A 16705-nucleotide genomic window follows, 5' to 3' on the forward strand; every position below is an offset into this window, starting at 1 on the left:
GGCCCGTCCGCGGGGAGCCTGCCTTCCCGCGGACGGGCCCGTCAGCCCCTGCTGGCTGGTGCGGTCATCCCTTCCGCGCGCCGCCGCCGTTGCGCTGCTTGGGCAGCTGCTGCGGGTCGTAGCCGGGGAAGGGCCGGTCGAAGAGCCAGTTGTAGAGCATCTCCCGGCAGACCTGCGGCTGGAACGCCGGCACCTGGTGCCCGGAGTCGGGGATGCTGACCTGCACCAGGTTCCCGAGACGGCGGACGAAGCCCTTCGGGTTGCCCTGCGCCTGCGTCCAGATCAGCCGTGGGGCGTTGCGCCACTCCGCGTGCTCGTGCTCGCCCTTCTGCTCCATGAGGCCGTCCAGGATCTCCTCGGTGCTGCGGTACCCGCAGGCGGTGTCGAAGTTCCCGGTGTAGAGGAGGGTTTTGTACCCCCGGTCGAGCAGCTCGGCGTACTGCCCGGAGCAGTCCTTCATGTTGTCGTCCGCCAGCCACTCGGCCACCGGGCCCGTGTTGTCGGCGCACTCCCAGGAGACGGCCGGGGGAACGTGCAGCGCCTCCTTCACGGCGTCGCTGCCGAGGTAGGCGCGCAGCGCGCCCATGGGCAGGTCGTCCCAGCGCCGCACGTCGTAGAGGTCGAAGTTCCCGCCGTAGGCCAGGGTCGTGTCCACCAGCCGGTTGCCGATCGCCATGGCCTCGGCCATCTCCCCCTTGGCAAGGGCCTCCTGATACCTGCCGTAGGTGGCGTAGAGGGACTCCCTCTGGCTGATGCCGAGGAATCCGGTGGTGTAGGCGTAGTCGATCAGGGCGCGGAGCGACAGCTCCGGCTTGATCCAGCCGTTGCCCACGGAGATGCCCCGCAGGTTGATCTTCCGCCCGTCCGGGTTGCGGCGGTTGTGCTCGTCGATCTCCAGGGCGATCGCGGGCACGTACTTCCCGGCGTAGCTCTCGCCGCAGACGTACAGCGGGCACCGCGCGTACTCCGGGTGGAGACCGAAGAACTTCTGCAGGCCCTCCCGGAACATCCGGGCGAGGATGCGCTCGTCCCGGACGTACTCCCCGACGTCGGAGTAGCTGTATCCGGTGCCGACGGGCTGGTCCCAGAAGACGACGTGCGCCTCCTGGTTCCAGGTGCTGGAGGTCACCGAGACCGTCCCGGCGGCGTCGTCGCCGATGGACAGCGGCCCGTTCTCCAGGAAGAGCCCCAGCAGGGAGGAGGCGCCGGGCCCGCCGTTGAGCCAGATCAGCAGCGGCGTCTCGGTGATCAGCTGCTGCTGGTCGTGGACGGCGACGTGCGGGTTGCAGGTCTGGCTCTCGAAGAACCAGTAGAACAGGTGGTTCTCGGTCCCGGGGTGCTCGGCGCTGTCGATGTGCACGTGTCCCGCGTAGGAACGCGTCCTCACGTCGACCGACCGGGTGTTGAAGAGGTTCGCCGGAACCGAGGTGACGAGGTCCGCGGACATGGCTCACCTTCCGTCGTTCGGCGGCGGGGTCCGCAGCTGCGTGTGCGGGGAGCGCGGGAAGCGCGTGGGCGTCGCCGCCGGGTCCTCCAGGAGGCCGATGCGCTGACCCTGAAGGAGCTGCACCGCGGGGAACCGGCCCTTTTCGAAGAGGAGGATGTTCAGGGATCCGCCGTACTGGAAGTTGCCGACTCGCTCACCCTTTTCCACCGGGACCGGGAGGTCGCCCTTGAACTTCGGTAAGAAGTTCACGGACGCGATGGAGTTGAGGCCGACGGGGATCTGTGCGACGTACCCTTCGCCGTCCGGCCCTCCGTCGGCGTCCACGTACAGCGTCTTGATGATGAGGTATCCCCGGCGGAAGTCGATGAAGTCCTTGTAGTCGTAGCCGTAGCCGACGTTTCCGTTGTCGAGCAGCTGGGGGAAGTTGCGGATGCCGTAGTACGCGCCGCCGATGTCGTCGCGCGCCTCCACCACCTCGCCCGCCACCGGGGTGTGGTACCAGTGGTAGCTGTCGGGCATCAGGATGCACGACACCGCCGAGCCGCCGAGGAAACGGCCCGCGTACTGCGAGCCGTCGAGCAGCTGGCCGACGTTCATGGTCGCGGTCTTCACCGGGATCCGCGTGAGCGCGGTCAGCTCGTCCACGATCATGTTGATGACGCAGTCGGCCGGGGCGACGACCACGGTCGGGTCGTCCTTGGCGTCGACCGGCCGCCTGCCCTCCTTGAGCTCCCGGATGAAGAACTTGTTGAAGTTCTCCCAGTCCTCGGTCTTGTAGTCGTCCATGCGCTTGGGCCCGAGCTGCTTGACCCACCGCTTGACGGCTTCCTTCGACTCCGGCGAGTCCATCTGCAGGCCTTGCAGGTGCGTGAAGTCGGCGATGAGATCGCGCCCGGGGCCGGGACCGGCCACGAAGTCCATGCCGGCGGGGTTCTCGTAGTTGATCCAGCTGAACTTCTCGATGAAGGTCAGCCCGTTCTCGACCCCCGAGCTCTCCTCCTGCCACTTGTACCAGTCGAAGAAGAACTGACACAGGAAGTCGATGGGCTTCTTCTGCCAGTCGCAGTACGCGGGGTCGCCCGGCTTGAGCGGGCACGGCTTCGCGCCGTTGACCGCCGCGTCGTACTGGTCCCTGAACTCCTTCTTGTCGGCGTACCAGATGCGGATCTTTTCGATGAAGCCGTCGATGCTGGTCGAGAAGTCTTCCTGGTCCTGGGGCACTTGCCGGTCTCCTTCCGCCTCCGCGAACGGGCGCCGGGGCAGGGCAAGGCAGCGGTCAGCCGCCGGACGGCCCCGCCCTGTACGCAGCCCCCAATGTGTCGGCTCTCCGGCCCGGCGCACGAGCGCGCGAACCGGCCACCGGGGCGACGCCAGGAGTACGGCAGGAGTCACGCCTTCGCGAACAGCCTGTCCAGGTAGCGGTCGATGGCGGCGAGGGCGTCCTCGGGCCGGATCACGTCCAGTTCGATGAGGGGGGTGAAGCCGGTGAGGGCGAGGAGCAGGTCGGTCTCCGTCGCCGGGTCGCGCCCGAGGTCGACGTACCCGTCGGCGATCGCCTGGCGGACCAGCTGCTCGACGAGGGCGCGCGGGGGTGCGGGCGGTCGCCGAGCTCCGCCACGCCCCGGCCGACGCGCAGTGCGGTCTGCTCGGCCGCGAAGTCCATCGCGAAGGTGAGCATCGCCTCGCGGGAGGCGAAGTAGTGCTGCACGGCCCCGTGGGAGAGGCCCGCTTACAGCCGTGCGTGCGCACCGTGGAGGGCCTAGTCGTGGGCCGTTGGCGGCAGGGCCACGCCGTCTTCCGCGGCGTCCCGTACGCCCAGCCGCCGGTGGGTGCCCTGCGGTTCGCCGCGCCTGTCCCGCTCCGCTCCTGGGACGGGGTGCGGCAGGCGGCGGAGTTCGGCCCTCCGCCGCCGCGGTCCGTCCCCCTCCCCGTTCCGCCCGCCGGCAGCGCACCGGCAGCCACCGACTGGCTGACGCTGAACGTCTGCACTCCCGATCCGGGGGCGGCGGGGCTGCCGGTGCTGGTGTGGATTCCCGGCGGCGCCTACGTGGCGGCGGACTCCCGCGACGCGATGTACGACCCGGCCGCCCTGGCCGGGGCGGGGCTCGTCGTGGTGAGCATCAACTACCGGGTGGGCGCCGAGGGCTTCGCCCTCCTCGGCGGCGCACCGGCCAACCGCGGGTTCCTCGACCAGATCGCGGCGCTGGAGTGGGTGCAGCGGAACATCGCCGCGTTCGGCGGGGACCCCGGCCGGGTCACCGTGGCCGGGCAGTCCGCGGGAGCGGGCTCGATCGCCGCCCTGCTGACGATGAAGCCGGTGCGCGGGCTGTTCCGGCGCGCCGTCGCCCACTCCGTGCCCGGGTGGCACTGCACCCCCGCTCTGGCGGAAGCAACGGCCGCCGCGCTCGCGGAGCGGCTCGGCACGGTTCCCACGGCGGCGGCCCTGTCCGGCGTCGAGCCGCAGCGGCCGGCCGGAGAGCTCACCGCCCTCAGCGCCGGCCTGACCGGCAGCCACGCGTCCTGGGGGCGGCCGGCCCAGGCCGGCATCGCCGTGTGTCCCGTCGTCGACGGCGAGGTCCTCGCCGAGACGCCCTGGGCCACCCTGGCCGCCGGCCGCGCGAGCGGCACCGAACTCCTCGTGGGCCATACGCGCGACGAGTTCCGGCTGTTCAGCGTCATGACCGGACGGCTGGGCACGTTCACCGGCGAGGACGCCCGGACCGCGCTGGAGCTGTTCGCGCCGGCACCGGACGGCGCGGCCGCCTACCGGTCCGCCCTCCCGGAGGCCGGCGCGGAGGAGCTGCTGGAAACGGTGTACTCCGACGCGCTCTTCCGCATGCCGTCGCAGAAGCCGGCCGAGGCGAACGCCGCGGCCGGAGGCACCTCGTACCTCTTCGAGCTGCGGCTGGGCTCCCCTGCCATGGGCGGCGTCCTGGGCGCCTGCCACAGCCTCGACGTGCCCCTGGCGTTCGGCACCCTGGACAGCCCGGCGGGCAGGGGGCTCCTCGGCGACCGACCGGCCGCCGGCGCCGTCGCGGTCTCGCGGGAACTCCGGGAGGCCTGGGTCCGCTTCGCCGTGACCGGCGACCCCGGCTGGGCCGCCCACCGCCCCGGCCGGCGGCTCACCCGGTCCTGGACGCCGAGCCGGCGACCGTTCCCTACCCCGAGGAGACCTCCCGCCGCATCTGGGAAGGGCACGACCCGGAGCCCTTCGACCTCGTCTAGGCGCTCTCGACGCCTCCGCGTTCCGGCTGTTCAGGCAGCAGGGGACGAAGTCCCGGACGGCGGGGTCGGCGTCCCCGGCGAGCGGCCAGGCGACGCCCACCCGGCTGGGGCTGACGCCGGTGACCGGCCGGTAGGTAACGCGGGCCGCCCTGGCCGCCGCGCCCTGCGTCTCCCGCAGCACCCGGTCCCACTCGGCCAGCAGGGCGGGCACGCGCTCGGCGAGCGCCCTGCCCGGCCCGGTGAGGGCCATGCCGGCCCGGGAGCGCGTGAACAGCCGTACGCCGAGCCGGTCCTCCAGCTGCTGGATCTGCTTCGTCAGGGCCGGCTGGGACACGAACAGCCGCTCCGCGGCCCGGGTCAGGCTGCCCTCCTCCGCGACGGCGGCGAAGGAGCGCAGCAGCCGGGTGTCGACGTCCATGCCGTCAGGTTATAGACGCGGGTATTGGACGGGGCGTGAGGTCCTGGCGAGGCTGGGAGCAGTCAGGTGAAAGGGAGTCACGTGTTTGCTGCCTATGTGATCGTCGCTGCCGTCACGATCGCGGCCAACGCCGGGATGGCCGTCCTGGACGTGCTCAAGTCCCCGCTCGTCCTCGCCAACTCGGCCGAGGTGGGCGTCCCGCGGTCCTGGATCCCGTGGCTCGCCGCGCCTAAGGCGGCCGGGGCCGCCGGCCTGCTGCTCGGGCTGCTCGGCGTCCCCTTCCTCGGCACGGCCGCCGCGACCGGGCTGGTCCTCTTCTACGTCGCTGCCGTCGCGGCGCACGTCCGTGCCCGGGTCCTGTACAACCTGGCCTTTCCCGGCGCCTACTTGGGGCTGGCCGTCGCGTCCCTCGTGCTCTCCGTGGTGCGGTAGGGGGCGGGGGCCGCGGCACGGGCCGTCTCACGCGGCACCGGTCCGCACCGCGGTGATCGTCACGGTCGCGTAGGGCACGGCGAAGCTGCCGCCCATGGCATCGACGGCGGTCCCGACATGCTCCAGGACCTCCGCCGACTTGTCCGGCGGAAGCCGGGTGAGGGCGCCGTGCGTGAGCATCTGGTCCAGCCACGCGTCGCGGGTGTAGGTCCACTCCCAGTCGAAGCACCACTCCTCCGGCTCGCCGAACCGGCCCGTTTCCCGGATGGCGTCGGCCGCCGTGCCGATGATCCGCCGGTGCCCCTCCAGCGCCTGCTCCGTCGTCGCCGGGAAGGTGAACGGCGCGTCGGGCGCGACCCGCCGGTAGACCTCGGCGAACGCTTCGGTCAGCTCGGCCGGAAGCCGCGGCACGTTCCAGAACGCTGCCAGCCGGCCGCCGGGGCGCAGCGCCTGCGCGGCCTTGGCAGCGCCCGCGGCCGGGTCGATCCAGTGCCAGGCCTGGGCGGCGACGACCGCGTCGAAGACGCGCCCGGCCGGGTCCCAGGCTTCGAAGGCCGCCACGTCGACCTCCACGCCGGAGCGCCGCGCCCGCTCGGCCATGCGCGCGTCGGGCTCGACTCCCAGCACCCGGCAGCCCGCCGCCTGTAGTTGCCGGGCGGCGATCCCGGTGCCGCAGCCGGCGTCGAGGACGGCATCGGCTTCGGAGGCGATCCGTTCCACGAGGGCGGCGGGGTAGCGGGGGCGGGCCCGGTCGTAGCGTTCGGCGTCCTCGCCGAAGGACTCGGCCATCTCGCGGTGCCGGTGGGGCTCTTGCTCGGAAGGGCACGATCGCCCTGACAATGGAGTGGGCATGTGCCCACTATGAGTGGGCGCACGCCCACTCGTCAACGGGATAGGGTCCGGTGAGAGACGGGAAGGATGTGCGCCATGCCAACGGGAGTGGCTCTGCGCGATGCGCGCGAGCAGCTGTTCGACGCCGCCGAGCGCATCCTCCTCAGGGACGGCCCGAGCGCGCTGACCAGCCGCGCGGTCACGGCGGAAGCGGGCTGCGCCAAGGGCGTACTGCACCGGCACTTCGCCGACTTCGACGCCTTCCTCGCCGGGCTCGTCCAGGACCGCATCGCCCGCGTCGAGAGCCAGGCGGCCGCCCTGCGCGGCGCCGCGGGAACCGGCTCGGTCACCGGCAACCTCGCCGCCGCGCTCACGGACCTCTTCGGTTCGGTCGCCGTGGCGATCGTCGCGCTCGTCACCTTCCGGGACGACCTGCGCGCACGGCTGCGCCGGACCGCGCCGGGCGGCGGCGTCCCGGTCCTCACCGAAGCCACGGCCATGCTCGCCTCGTACCTGACCGCCGAGCGCGAGCTGGGCCGCATCGCCGCCGATGCGGACGTCGACACGCTCGCACCCACCCTGATCGGGGCCGGGCACCTGCTGTTCGCCGACCGCACGCACACCCCGCCGGGAGCCGAAGCCGTACGCAAGGTCGTCGCCTCGGTCGTCGCCGGCGCCCTCCGGGACGGCCCGTCCGCCGGCCCGGGAGAAGCGCTCGGGAGCGCGTGAGCGCTCCGTCACCGGCGCGGTGACGAGCAGTGAGGTCAAGCAGTGACATCACCGCTTGACCTCGACGGGTCGTTACGAGCGGGCCCGCAGGTGCAGGGCCACCACGACCGCCGCCAGTATTCCGGCCAGCACGGCGAGCGGGACCGATGACGTCATCACGTACGTGCTTCCGACGCTCGCCGTCACGCCGTTCACGACAGCCACCACATCGGTGGAGCCGGGCCGGCGGCGCGGCCCGGTGGAGCCGGTCGCATCGGAGTGCCGTGTGCCGGCATTGCGCCTCATGGGGACCTCGCATTCCTCGGGGCTGCTGTACGGAAAGGGGCTGAGCACACCCCTCCACGTGCAAGCGCCGGAGGCACAGACCGCCGCACGGAAGAAAGACGCCGGATTCCCCGGGGGGTTGCACGCTCACGGCGCCTCGCGGCCCTATAAGGGTGTGACCGATCCGGAGGAGGTGGCTGCGTGAGCCGCCGAGGAGATCACGAAGCCATAGCCGCCGAACCGCCGGGCTTCGCCGCTTTCTTCAGGGCGGAATATCCGCGCGTCGTGCACAGCCTCATGAGAGCGGGGGCAACGTACGAGGAAGCCGAGGACGCGACGCAGGACGCCATGCAGGAGCTCCTGCACGCGTGGCCGGACTGCAAGAGCCCGGCGGGCTGGGTACGGACGGTCGCGTGGCACAAGTACTGCAAGAAGGCCGCACGCAACCGCAAGCGGCTGGCCCTGGAATCCCGCACGGCACATCTGACGGGCCCGCCCGCGGCGGCGCGGCCCGAACCGGGCGAACACGAAAGGGTGCTGGAGATCCTCCGCGGCCTGCCCCCTCGGCAGGGGCAGGTGCTGGCCCTGCACCTGGACAGCTATTCCGCACAGGAGATCGCCGCACTGCTCGGCGTGAAGGCGAGCACCGTCCGCAGCAACCTGCGCCACGCGATCAGCACGCTGCGGAGCTCACTGGACAACCACCTGGACAACCGCGAGGAAGAAGAAGGAGGTTCGCATGTCCGCAAGGGATGAGCACGGTCTCGCGACACGCAGGGCCAAGCAGAAGACCACCAGAGTCGCCACGTCGCACGTGCACCCGGCGTTCGAGCGGTTCCTCCGGGCCGTCCGGGCCGACATCGAGAGCCGGCTCACCCCGGACGCGGTGGAGGAGCGGCTGCAGCGGCTCGTCGGATCCGCGGCGACCGCACCGGCCGCGGACCACACCCGGGGGGAGGGCGTGCCCGCCTTCGAGTCCCGGGCCGGCTGGGCCGCTTACGGATATCACGTCGTTCACCTCTGGCTGCTTGCGATCGCGACCGCGGGCCGCCTGCCCGGGCCTCTCCGGCAGGACGAGATCGACGAGCTCGCGACGGAGACCACGGCCCGCGCCCTGGGCACCTTCCGCGACCGGGAACTGCACCCGGCCCCGGACCCGCAAACGGCCGACCCGGCGCTGAAGGCCGCATTCCTCACCGAATGCGTGCGCCATCTCCCCTATGCCAACCGAAGCCGTCATCTCATGACCGAACAGGTTTCCTTCGAGGAATTCGAGGACACGGACGAAATCGATCTCGTCGGCGCGCTGTGGGACTGCGCGACCACGGGGCAGGCGGAGGAACTGCGCCGCGCGGCCCGGGACGCGGACAAGGAATGCTGCGCCGACGAGATCGTCACCCTGACCCCCATCGCCATTCGTTCCGCCGTCCAGCAGTATCCGGAGGCCGTTTCTCCAGGATCCCTTGCCTGACCCCGTCCTCCCCTTTCCCTTCCCGTCTCTCCCTTCCCTTCCCGGCTCCCGTTTCCTTCACCGCACCACCGGACGCAAGGTGGCACATGAACGTGAACGTGAACGACGTGAAAGTGCGGCAGATCCTGCGACGCTCGTACGAACTCGACCACGGGCGCTACGCCGTCGGCATCGAAATCCAGCCGTACAAGCTCACAGGAGTCGTCGTCGGATCCGACGGCGTGGTCCTGGCACACTCCCGTCGGCACCTCACGGTCATGGAGTCGGCCGAGGTGGTCAAGCACGTCGCCGAGCTCGCGGAGAGCCTCGTCGACGACAGGCTGGGGTGCGCCTTCCCCAGGAGCAGGGTGTGCGTCGGGGTCCAGGTGGGCGGGCCCGTCGACCCGGACACGGGACGGGTGCTCCACCTGGTCAACGGCCCCGACGACCACCGGCACGAAAAACCTCCGCCGTACGAGTGGGAGAACGTTCCCCTCGGTGCGGAACTCGCCTCCATGCTGGGCTGCGCCACGTGTGTGGAGAACGACGCGCACGCCTTTGCGGCCTACGAGCAGAGCCTCGGCGTGGGCCGGGCCGCCGCGACGTTCGGGGTCGTCCTGGTCCGCGACGGCGTGGGGGCGGGAATGGTCGTCCGGGGCGAGCGCCTGTCCGCCCCCGTCGAGTTCGGGCACCTGCAGGTGTGGCCGAGGGGCCGCATCTGCGACTGCGGGATGCGCGGGTGCATCGAGAGCCAGGTCGGCAACCGCGCCCTGACCGCCGTGGTCAAGGAACGCACCGGCCGGGAGCTCGACGGACTCGAAGCCGCGATCGCGCTCGCCGACGGCAACGACGCGCAGGCGGGCGAGGCGGTGGCGGCCTTCCGCAAGGCCGGGACCTCGCTGTCCCGCGGCATCGCCGCGCTCCTCACCCTCTTCGGGCCGAGCCACGTGGTGGTCTACGCGGCGGAGGACCTCCTCCGCGACGGGCCCGGGCGCCGGGCCGCGAACTCCTTCCTGCGCGCGATGCGGAAGTTCCCCGCGTACGCCTTCCACCTCAGCAGGGACTGTCAGATCGTCACCCGACCGCTGGACGCCTTCCGCGGTGCGCACGGCGCCGCGCTGATCGCCCTGCAGAGCTGTCTCGGCGTCCGGCTCCGAACCCGGTAGGAGTTCCCCCATGCTCCCACGACCCCACGACGACGGCCGGCTCTCCATCGGCCTCGACATCGGAGGAACGAAGATCTCGGCGGGAGTGGCCGACGCGCGGGGCCGCGTCGTCGACCGCGTCCCGCCCGTGCCCAGCCCGCCCGACGAGACGGCCGTCCTCAAGGCCGTCTCCGCCCTGGTCGACACGCTGCGCTCCCGCAACCCGGGGATCGCCGCCGTCGGCGCGGGAGCGGCGGGCCTCGTCCGCTGGCCCGAGGGCCGCATCCTGAGCGCCCCCAACGCCGCGTGCCACGACATGCCGCTGCGCGGCCTGCTGCAGGACTCCACCGGCCTGCCGGCCGTCGTCGACAACGACGCCAACGCCGCCTGCTGGGCGGAGTACCGCACGGGGATCAGCGCCTCCCACATGGCGTTCGTCACCGTCGGCACCGGCGTCGGCGGGGGCCTCGTCCTGGCCGACCGGCTCTTCCGCGGCCGCACCGGGATCGCCACGGAGATCGGGCACATGATCGTCGACCCGCACGGCACCGACCGCTGCGGCTGCGGCACCGTCGGCTGCCTCGAACCACTGGCCTCCGGGCGGGCCCTCGGCCGCTACGGCAGCGCGGCGGCCGCGGCCGCCCCCGGCGGGGCCCTGGCCGCGCTCGCCGACGGCGCCGGCCGGGTGACCGGGGAAGCGGTCACCGCGGCCGCGCGCGCCGGCGACCCCGCCGCACGAGCCCAGCTCGAACGCCTCGGCCACTGGCTCGGCATCGGCGTCGCGACGCTCGTCAACCTCTTCGACGTCGAGCTGGTGGTCGTCGGTGGCGGCGTCGCCGAAGCGGGCGATCTTCTGCTGGACCCTGTCCGCGCGAGCTTCCGGCGCTACGTCACCGCCGCCGCCCACCGCGACCTGCCGGACATCCGGCCCGCCCTCCTCGGCCCGGAGGCCGGGTGGATCGGCGCCGCCCTCATGGCCCTCGACCACGGAGAGGAGACCGCCCCCGCGCCGCGACCAGGAGCCTAGGAGCCGGCGGGGCTCACCGGCCCGGCGGCCGCGCGGACGGCCCGCTCGGTCGGCGCCGGCGTGGGTGGAGCCGGGGGGACCGCCCGCCAGAGGTGCGCTGCTTTGCACCCCGTTCCGCCGTGGCGGGTGGTCAGGCGGCGGACGCGAAGGCCGCTTCGCCCGTCCAGCGTGTTCCGGGCGCTGTCCAACGTGTTCGAGTCGCTGTGGAGGCTCGCCGTTCCGGTGTCGGCGGCGGGGGGCATCGGCACGCAGATCGACGCCCGGGACCGCCGGATCCTCACGCTCATGGCAAGCGGCGTCACGGACGACGCGATCGCCCGCCGCCTGGGCCCGGGCCGCCGCACCGTGGTGCGGCGCGTCTCCGCCCTCTTGGCCGGGCTGGGTCACCACGCGATTCCAGGCGGGGGTGCAGGCGGCGCGGCGCGGCCGGCTCTGACGCCCGGGGCCGGCGTTCCGCGGCGAACGGCCGGCCTCAGGCCGTACGCATGCTCAGCCCGTACGAACGCTCAAGCCGTACGAACGCTCAGGCTGTACGAACACTCAGACCGTACGGGCCAAGTGGCCGGCCGCCGACTCCGCCAGGGCGTGGACCGCCGGGTGCCAGGGGCGGTTCCGCGGTCCGGTCAGGACGAGGCGGCGCGAGGTGCGGGGCTCCAGCGGCAGCAGGACGAGGTCGGGCGGGATCAGCGAGCGGGAGACCTCGGAGAGGATCGTCACGCCGATCCCGGCCTGCACCATGCTGATCAGCGTCGCCAGGTCGCGGACGCGGTGGGCGGGCGTGAAGCGGAGCCCGGCCAGGCCGTGGATCGTGCGGATGCGGGCTTCGCACCCGTTGGGAGAGATCAGGAACGGGTCGTCCTCCAGGTCGCGGACGTCGACGGACGCCTCCCCGGCCAGCGGGTGGTCCCGCTGCAGGAGGGCCTGGTAGTGGTCCGTGACCAGCAGGGTGCCGGGGCCGGGCGGCGGGTCGACGAGGACGGCCGCGTCGGCCGTCCCGCCCTCCAGCCAGGCCGACACTTCGGCGCTGTCGCCCTCGAAGACCCGCACCGTGATCCGCGGCTGCTCCGCGCGCCAGTGCCGCAGCAGCCCGGGGACGAGGCCCTGGCACACCGTCGGCGTGGCCGCCAGCCGCACGATGCCGGCCGGCTCGCCGGTGGCCTCGGCCGCGATCCGCTCCACGGACCGGACCGCCGAGAGCGCCGTACGGGCGTGCGGCAGGATCCGTTCCCCGAGGGCCGTGGTCCTGGCCGGGGTGGCGCGGACCAGCAGCGGAGCGGCCAGTTCGCGCTCCAGGGAGGCGACGGCGTGCGAGACCGCGGACTGGCTCATGCCCAGTTCGGCGGCGGCCGCGCTGAAGCCGCCGGTGTCGACGACGGCCAGGAAGGCCCTCAGCTGGGGAAGGTTGACGGGCATGCACCGGCCTCATATGCGTATGACTTCCATGCGTTGGATCAATCGTGCCAGGTCGGTGAGGCTTGCTGCATGCCGCTGCCGGATCCGCCGGCGGCCGGCCGCCAATGGAGGAGAGCCATGCCGTACTTCCGCGTCACCGTCCCCGGCCCGGGCCTTCCGGCCGACGTTCAGCGCGCCCTCGCCGAAGGGCTGACCGAGCTGGCGGTGTCGGTCCTGCGCAAGGACCGTGCGCGCACCATCGTCCACATCAACCCCGCGCCGGCCGGCAGTTACTTCGTCGCCGGCAGGCCCCTGGCCGGGGAGCGGGACGCGCACGTGGAGGCGAGCCTCACCGCGGGCACGAACAGCGCCGCGGAGAAGGCCGAGTTCATCGCCCGGGCCGGCGAACTGCTCACCGGCCTCCTCGGCCCGCTCTCCCGGTCCGGCGTCGCCCTGCACGAGCTGCACCCGGAGAGCTACGGCTACGACGGTGTGACCCAGTTCGCCTACTACCGGGGCGCCGGGACCACGGCGGCGGGCTGCCGTGCAGGCGGCAAAAGCCGTTGACGGCCACCGCCGCCCGGCGATCTGATGGCGGGCCATGAGCACAGGGCACACGAGCAGCACAGAGCAGACGCACCCCGGCCCGCCCCCGGTCGGCGACGACCTCGTACGGCGGCTGGTCGCCGGGCAGTTCCCGCAGTGGGCGGGGCGGACCGTCGAGCGGTTTCCGTCCGGGGGCACGGTCAACGCCGTGTTCCGGCTGGGCGACGACATGGCCGTACGGCTGCCGCGGCGGCAGGGCGGGGCCGCGGACGTGCCGAGGGAGCAGGAATGGCTGCCCCTTCTTGCACCCTGGCTGCCCACGGCCGTTCCCGGCGTCCTCGGGGCCGGGAAGCCCGCCGAGGGCTATCCGTGGCCCTGGTCGGTGTACCGGTGGCTGCCCGGCCGGCATCCGGAAGCGGGGGCGCTTGAGGAGCCCGTGCTCCTGGCCCGGGACCTGGCCGGGTTCGTCGCGGCGATGCGGAGCATCACCCTGCCCGGGGCGCCGCGGGCCCACCGCGGCGGGCCGCTCGCGTCGCTCGACGAGGAGACCCGGGCGGCGATCGAGCGGCTGCGCGGGCTCCCCGAGGAGGGCGTCGACTGCGATGCCGCAACCGCCGTCTGGGAGACCGGGCTCCGCGCCCCGGCCTGGGACGGGCCGCCGGTCTGGCTGCACGCCGACCTGATGCCCGGCAACCTGCTGGTGGCCGGCGGCAGGCTGACGGCGGTGATCGACTTCGGGTGCGCGGGGGCGGGCGATCCGGCCTGCGACCTCTTCCCCGCGTGGAACCTGCTGCCGCCCGGCGCGCGGGAGGTCTTCCGCGAAGCGCTCGGCGTGGACGACGCGACGTGGATCCGCGGCCGCGCCCGTACCCTCTCCCAGGCCCTGATCGCACTGCCGCACTACCGTACGGCGAACCCGGCGATGGCACGCAACGCCCGCCACGTGATCCGAGCAGTGCTGGGCGAGCGCTGATGCGCCTGCGGTGGTTGCGGCCCCCGGCGCGCGCCGGCCGCCGGCCGGGATCACGCCTGGACGGCCGACGCCGTGCCGATCACCTCGTCGAGGATGTCACGGGTGCGGACCAGGTCGGCGATCATCCGGTCGATGCGCTGCCGCTCCCCGGCCAGTTCGGCGACGAGGCGCCCGGTCGCGCGTTCCGACGGGCCGCCGTCCGGGTCGCGCATGCACGGCAGCAACTGGCCGATCTTCGTGCTGTTGAGCCCCGCGGCGAAGAGCACCTGGATCCGGATCACCCGGTCGACCGCCCACTCGCCGTACTCGCGGTGCCCGCCGGGGGTCCGCTCGGCGGTCAGCAGACCCTGCTTCTCGTAGTAGCGCAGCGAGCGCTCGCTCACCCCGGTCCGCCGGGCCAGTTCACCGATCCGCATGCCGCCCCCTCTCTCGCCCGCGGGGCGACCGCCCGGCGGGACTTGAACCTGACACTGGTGACAACTTCTACCGTACGGGCATGACGAACGCACCCGCGACCACCAGCCTCTTCGAGCCCTTCGAGCTCGGCCCGCTGCACCTGCCCAACCGCCTGGTCATGGCGCCCTTGACGAGGAACCGGGCCGGCTCCGACGGCGTGCCGGGGCCGCTCATGGCGACGTACTACGCGCAGCGCGCCTCCGCCGGCCTGATCATCGCCGAGGCGACCACCCCGAACGCCGTCGGGCAGACGTTCCCGGACATCCCCGCCATTCACCGCCCGGCGCACGTGGCCGGGTGGCGGCAGGTCACGGACGCGGTGCACGCCGCGGGTGGGCGGATGTTCCTGCAGCTGCAGCACGGCGGGCGGGTCGGCCACCCGGACAACAGCGGCCTGACGCCGGTCGCGCCCTCGCCCGTCGCGCTTCCGGACACCATCCACACGCCCGCCGGGCGCCGCCCCTCCGTCGTCCCCCGCGAGATGACCGCCGGCGACATCCGCTCGACCATCGCCGACTTCGCGCAGGCCGCCCGCAATGCCGTCGCGGCGGGCTTCGCCGGAGTGGAGGTGCACGCCGCGAACGGCCTTCTCCTCCACCAGTTCATCGCGCGGAACACCAACCGGCGCACGGACGCCTACGGCGGCTCCGTGGCCAACCGCATCCGGTTCGCGGCCGAGACGACTCGCGCCGTGGCCGAGGCGATCGGCGCCGAGCGGGTCGGGCTGCGGATCTCCCCGGCGAACACCGTCAACGGCATAGACGAGGGCGACACCGACCGCATCTACCCGGCGCTGCTGGACGCCGTCGGGGATCTCGGTCTGGCCTACCTGCACGTGGAGTTCGCCGACCCCGGCGACCCCCTGTACCGGCGGATCCGCGCCGGCTGGTCCGGCGTGCTGATGGCCAACCCCGACCTGCGCCGGTTCCGGACGCTGCCCGCCGACGGAGGGCGCGGCGCCGGTGAGCGCCTGCTGGCCTCGGGGGCCGACCTCGTCTCGCTGGGGCGCGCCTTCATCGCCAACCCCGACCTGGTCGGGCGCCTGCGTGCCCGTGCCCCGCTGAACCCGCTGCGCGAGCAGTACTCGATGTACGTGGGCGGCGCGACCGGCTACACCGACTACCCCGCCCTGACCGCCCCCGCCGCGCCCGCGGACCACCGCGCCCTGTCCCTCACGGCCGGATGCTCAACCACGTGAACGCGGCGGTGCGCCTCGCTGAACTTCCCGTACGCGGGCGCGTCCGTCCGCAGCCTCGTCGCCACTCCGCCTGTCCGGCGACGCCGCAGCCGCGGCCGTCCCCCGGCGAGGTCCGTGACTTCCTCACCGGCCACGGCCTGACCACGGAGGACGCCGCCACCCGGGTCTGCCATCCCGGCGGCCTCGTTCAGCCCGCGTAGGTGTGGAAGCCCTGGCCCGTCTTGCGGCCGAGGAGGCCCGCCTGAACCATCCGCTGCAGCAGCGGGGGCGGCGCGTAGAGGGGCTCCTTGAACTCCTCGTAGAGGGATTCCGCGATGGAGGCGACGGTGTCCAGCCCGATGAGGTCGGCGAGCTTGAGCGGGCCCATCGGGTGGGCGCAGCCCAGCTCCATGCCGGCGTCCACGTCCGCGGCGGTGGCGAACCCGGACTCGGCCATGCGTACGGCCGCGAGGAGGTAGGGGACGAGCAGCGCGTTGACGACGAACCCGGCCCGGTCCCGGGAGCGGACGACGGACTTGCCCAGGCCGGCGGCGAAGGCCTCGGCGGCGGTGACGACCGCGGGCGCGGTGTGCAGGGAGGCGACCACTTCCACCAGCGGCATGACGGGCACGGGGTTGAAGAAGTGCAGGCCCACCACGCGGTCGGCGCGCCGGGTCGCCATGCCGAGCCGCATGACGGGGAGGGAGGAGGTGTTGGTGGCGAGGATCGCCTCCGGGTCCTCGACGGTCTTGTCGAGGGCGGCGAAGACCTCGGTCTTCACGTCCGCGTTCTCGACGACGGCCTCGATGACGAGCCGGCGGTCGGCGAGGTCGTCGAGGCTGCCGGTGAAGGTGAGGCGGGACAGGGCCTGCTCGGCGGCCGTACGGTCCAGCTTGCCCTTGCCGACGGCGCGTTCCAGGGAGGCCGTGACGCGGTCGCGTGCGGCGCGGGCGGCGGTGGCGTCGGCTTCGCAGACGACGGTGTCGAGGCCGGCGCGGGCGCAGACCTCGGCGATGCCGGCGCCCATCCGGCCTCCGCCGACCACGCCGACCCGGCGGATGGAGGAGGTCACGGCCGCACCTCCGTCCGGCGGAGGAGGGAGCACCGGCAGGCGCCGGCGGTGAGGGGCACGGGCAGGTGCCCGGCGCGAGCGGTGGGTTCGGTGTGGGGCATGCGGGTCTCCGTCTGCGGGG

At 73.1% G+C, this 16705-nt stretch carries 16 protein-coding genes and 2 pseudogenes; 10 read left to right on the top strand and 8 right to left on the bottom strand.

Translation table 11 applies throughout. The annotated features are described in order from the left end of the window. Window positions 1-64: 64 nt before the first annotated feature. Window positions 65-1447 carry a S10 family serine carboxypeptidase-like protein gene (locus ACSNOH_RS24685; protein ID WP_436723625.1) on the bottom strand — a complete coding sequence of 461 codons (1383 nt, stop codon included), beginning with the start codon at window positions 1445-1447 and terminating at the stop codon, window positions 65-67. A 3-nt stretch (window positions 1448-1450) separates the two neighbouring features. Then, window positions 1451-2668: a phosphatidylserine decarboxylase gene (locus tag ACSNOH_RS24690; RefSeq protein ID WP_436723626.1), complete on the bottom strand. Its 1218-nt coding sequence runs from the start codon at window positions 2666-2668 to the stop codon at window positions 1451-1453. A gap of 544 nt (window positions 2669-3212) precedes the next feature. Here ACSNOH_RS24690 and ACSNOH_RS24695 point away from each other — a divergent pair. Beyond that, window positions 3213-4484: pseudogene (locus ACSNOH_RS24695) on the top strand (carboxylesterase/lipase family protein); the annotation flags it as partial. Between the two features lie 324 nt (window positions 4485-4808). Here ACSNOH_RS24695 and ACSNOH_RS24700 read toward each other — a convergent pair. Then, window positions 4809-5090: pseudogene (locus ACSNOH_RS24700) on the bottom strand (LysR family transcriptional regulator); the annotation flags it as partial. An 81-nt stretch (window positions 5091-5171) separates the two neighbouring features. Between ACSNOH_RS24700 and ACSNOH_RS24705 the strand changes: the two are divergent. After that, window positions 5172-5522: a DoxX family protein gene (locus ACSNOH_RS24705; protein ID WP_436723627.1), complete on the top strand. Its 351-nt coding sequence runs from the start codon at window positions 5172-5174 to the stop codon at window positions 5520-5522. A gap of 27 nt (window positions 5523-5549) precedes the next feature. Here ACSNOH_RS24705 and ACSNOH_RS24710 read toward each other — a convergent pair whose 3' ends face one another. Further along, window positions 5550-6374, bottom strand: a complete 825-nt coding sequence (locus ACSNOH_RS24710) for a class I SAM-dependent methyltransferase (protein WP_436723628.1) — start codon at window positions 6372-6374, stop codon at window positions 5550-5552. A gap of 75 nt (window positions 6375-6449) precedes the next feature. On the opposite strand from ACSNOH_RS24710, the gene ACSNOH_RS24715 reads away from it, so the two are divergent. Next, on the top strand, window positions 6450-7082 hold the full coding sequence (locus ACSNOH_RS24715; RefSeq protein ID WP_436723629.1) for a TetR/AcrR family transcriptional regulator: 633 nt from the start codon (window positions 6450-6452) through the stop codon (window positions 7080-7082). Window positions 7083-7154: 72 nt separating this feature from the next. On the opposite strand, the gene ACSNOH_RS24720 is transcribed toward ACSNOH_RS24715, so the two are convergent. After that, window positions 7155-7367 (bottom strand): hypothetical protein, encoded by a 213-nt coding sequence (locus ACSNOH_RS24720; RefSeq protein WP_436723630.1) that lies wholly within the window; start codon window positions 7365-7367, stop codon window positions 7155-7157. A gap of 180 nt (window positions 7368-7547) precedes the next feature. Here ACSNOH_RS24720 and ACSNOH_RS24725 point away from each other — a divergent pair, with 180 nt between their 5' ends. The 4 genes from ACSNOH_RS24725 (at window position 7548) to ACSNOH_RS24740 (ending at window position 10968) form a co-directional block, all read left to right on the top strand. Further along, a complete protein-coding gene (locus ACSNOH_RS24725) occupies window positions 7548-8102 on the top strand; it encodes an RNA polymerase sigma factor (RefSeq protein ID WP_436723631.1) in 555 nt (184 codons plus the stop codon). Beyond that, a complete protein-coding gene (locus ACSNOH_RS24730; RefSeq protein ID WP_436723632.1) occupies window positions 8086-8817 on the top strand; it encodes a hypothetical protein in 732 nt (243 codons plus the stop codon). Before ACSNOH_RS24725 ends, ACSNOH_RS24730 begins: the two co-directional genes overlap by 17 nt. Window positions 8818-8903: 86 nt before the next feature. Next, entirely contained in the window at window positions 8904-9962 is a 1059-nt protein-coding gene (locus tag ACSNOH_RS24735) for an ROK family protein (protein WP_436723633.1), read from the top strand. A gap of 10 nt (window positions 9963-9972) precedes the next feature. Then, a complete protein-coding gene (locus ACSNOH_RS24740; protein WP_436723634.1) occupies window positions 9973-10968 on the top strand; it encodes an ROK family protein in 996 nt (331 codons plus the stop codon). A gap of 540 nt (window positions 10969-11508) precedes the next feature. On the opposite strand, the gene ACSNOH_RS24745 is transcribed toward ACSNOH_RS24740, so the two are convergent. Then, a complete protein-coding gene (locus tag ACSNOH_RS24745) occupies window positions 11509-12381 on the bottom strand; it encodes a LysR family transcriptional regulator (RefSeq protein ID WP_436723635.1) in 873 nt (290 codons plus the stop codon). Window positions 12382-12498: 117 nt separating this feature from the next. Here ACSNOH_RS24745 and ACSNOH_RS24750 point away from each other — a divergent pair, with 117 nt between their 5' ends. Together ACSNOH_RS24750 and ACSNOH_RS24755 are read left to right on the top strand one after the other, a co-directional pair. Continuing rightward, window positions 12499-12927, top strand: a complete 429-nt coding sequence (locus tag ACSNOH_RS24750; protein WP_436723636.1) for a tautomerase family protein — start codon at window positions 12499-12501, stop codon at window positions 12925-12927. A 34-nt stretch (window positions 12928-12961) separates the two neighbouring features. Next, window positions 12962-13879 (top strand): aminoglycoside phosphotransferase family protein, encoded by a 918-nt coding sequence (locus ACSNOH_RS24755; RefSeq protein ID WP_436723637.1) that lies wholly within the window; start codon window positions 12962-12964, stop codon window positions 13877-13879. Window positions 13880-13929: 50 nt separating this feature from the next. Here the strand turns inward: ACSNOH_RS24755 and ACSNOH_RS24760 are convergent, their stop codons facing one another. Next, entirely contained in the window at window positions 13930-14295 is a 366-nt protein-coding gene (locus ACSNOH_RS24760) for a MerR family transcriptional regulator (RefSeq protein WP_436723638.1), read from the bottom strand. Window positions 14296-14375: 80 nt separating this feature from the next. On the opposite strand from ACSNOH_RS24760, the gene ACSNOH_RS24765 reads away from it, so the two are divergent. Then, window positions 14376-15533, top strand: coding sequence for an alkene reductase (locus tag ACSNOH_RS24765; RefSeq protein WP_436723639.1), 1158 nt, complete (start codon window positions 14376-14378; stop codon window positions 15531-15533). A gap of 187 nt (window positions 15534-15720) precedes the next feature. Here the strand turns inward: ACSNOH_RS24765 and ACSNOH_RS24770 are convergent, their stop codons facing one another. Next, a complete protein-coding gene (locus ACSNOH_RS24770; RefSeq protein WP_436723640.1) occupies window positions 15721-16584 on the bottom strand; it encodes a 3-hydroxybutyryl-CoA dehydrogenase in 864 nt (287 codons plus the stop codon). Window positions 16585-16705 lie beyond the last annotated feature (121 nt).

It is taken from the genome of Streptomyces sp. URMC 127 (assembly GCF_051386535.1).
Lineage (GTDB): Bacteria > Actinomycetota > Actinomycetes > Streptomycetales > Streptomycetaceae > Streptomyces.

Excerpts from the sequence above, each read along its gene's own strand:
- ACSNOH_RS24685 (WP_436723625.1), bottom strand. The coding sequence starts at position 1,447 with ATGTCCGCGGACCTCGTCACCTCGGTTCCGGCGAACCTCTTCAACACC.
- ACSNOH_RS24710 (WP_436723628.1), bottom strand. The coding sequence starts at position 6,374 with ATGCCCACTCCATTGTCAGGGCGATCGTGCCCTTCCGAGCAAGAGCCC.
- ACSNOH_RS24715 (WP_436723629.1), top strand. The coding sequence starts at position 6,450 with ATGCCAACGGGAGTGGCTCTGCGCGATGCGCGCGAGCAGCTGTTCGAC.
- ACSNOH_RS24720 (WP_436723630.1), bottom strand. The coding sequence starts at position 7,367 with ATGAGGCGCAATGCCGGCACACGGCACTCCGATGCGACCGGCTCCACC.
- ACSNOH_RS24730 (WP_436723632.1), top strand. The coding sequence starts at position 8,086 with ATGTCCGCAAGGGATGAGCACGGTCTCGCGACACGCAGGGCCAAGCAG.
- ACSNOH_RS24735 (WP_436723633.1), top strand. The coding sequence starts at position 8,904 with ATGAACGTGAACGTGAACGACGTGAAAGTGCGGCAGATCCTGCGACGC.
- ACSNOH_RS24740 (WP_436723634.1), top strand. The coding sequence starts at position 9,973 with ATGCTCCCACGACCCCACGACGACGGCCGGCTCTCCATCGGCCTCGAC.
- ACSNOH_RS24745 (WP_436723635.1), bottom strand. The coding sequence starts at position 12,381 with ATGCCCGTCAACCTTCCCCAGCTGAGGGCCTTCCTGGCCGTCGTCGAC.
- ACSNOH_RS24750 (WP_436723636.1), top strand. The coding sequence starts at position 12,499 with ATGCCGTACTTCCGCGTCACCGTCCCCGGCCCGGGCCTTCCGGCCGAC.
- ACSNOH_RS24755 (WP_436723637.1), top strand. The coding sequence starts at position 12,962 with ATGAGCACAGGGCACACGAGCAGCACAGAGCAGACGCACCCCGGCCCG.
- ACSNOH_RS24760 (WP_436723638.1), bottom strand. The coding sequence starts at position 14,295 with ATGCGGATCGGTGAACTGGCCCGGCGGACCGGGGTGAGCGAGCGCTCG.
- ACSNOH_RS24765 (WP_436723639.1), top strand. The coding sequence starts at position 14,376 with ATGACGAACGCACCCGCGACCACCAGCCTCTTCGAGCCCTTCGAGCTC.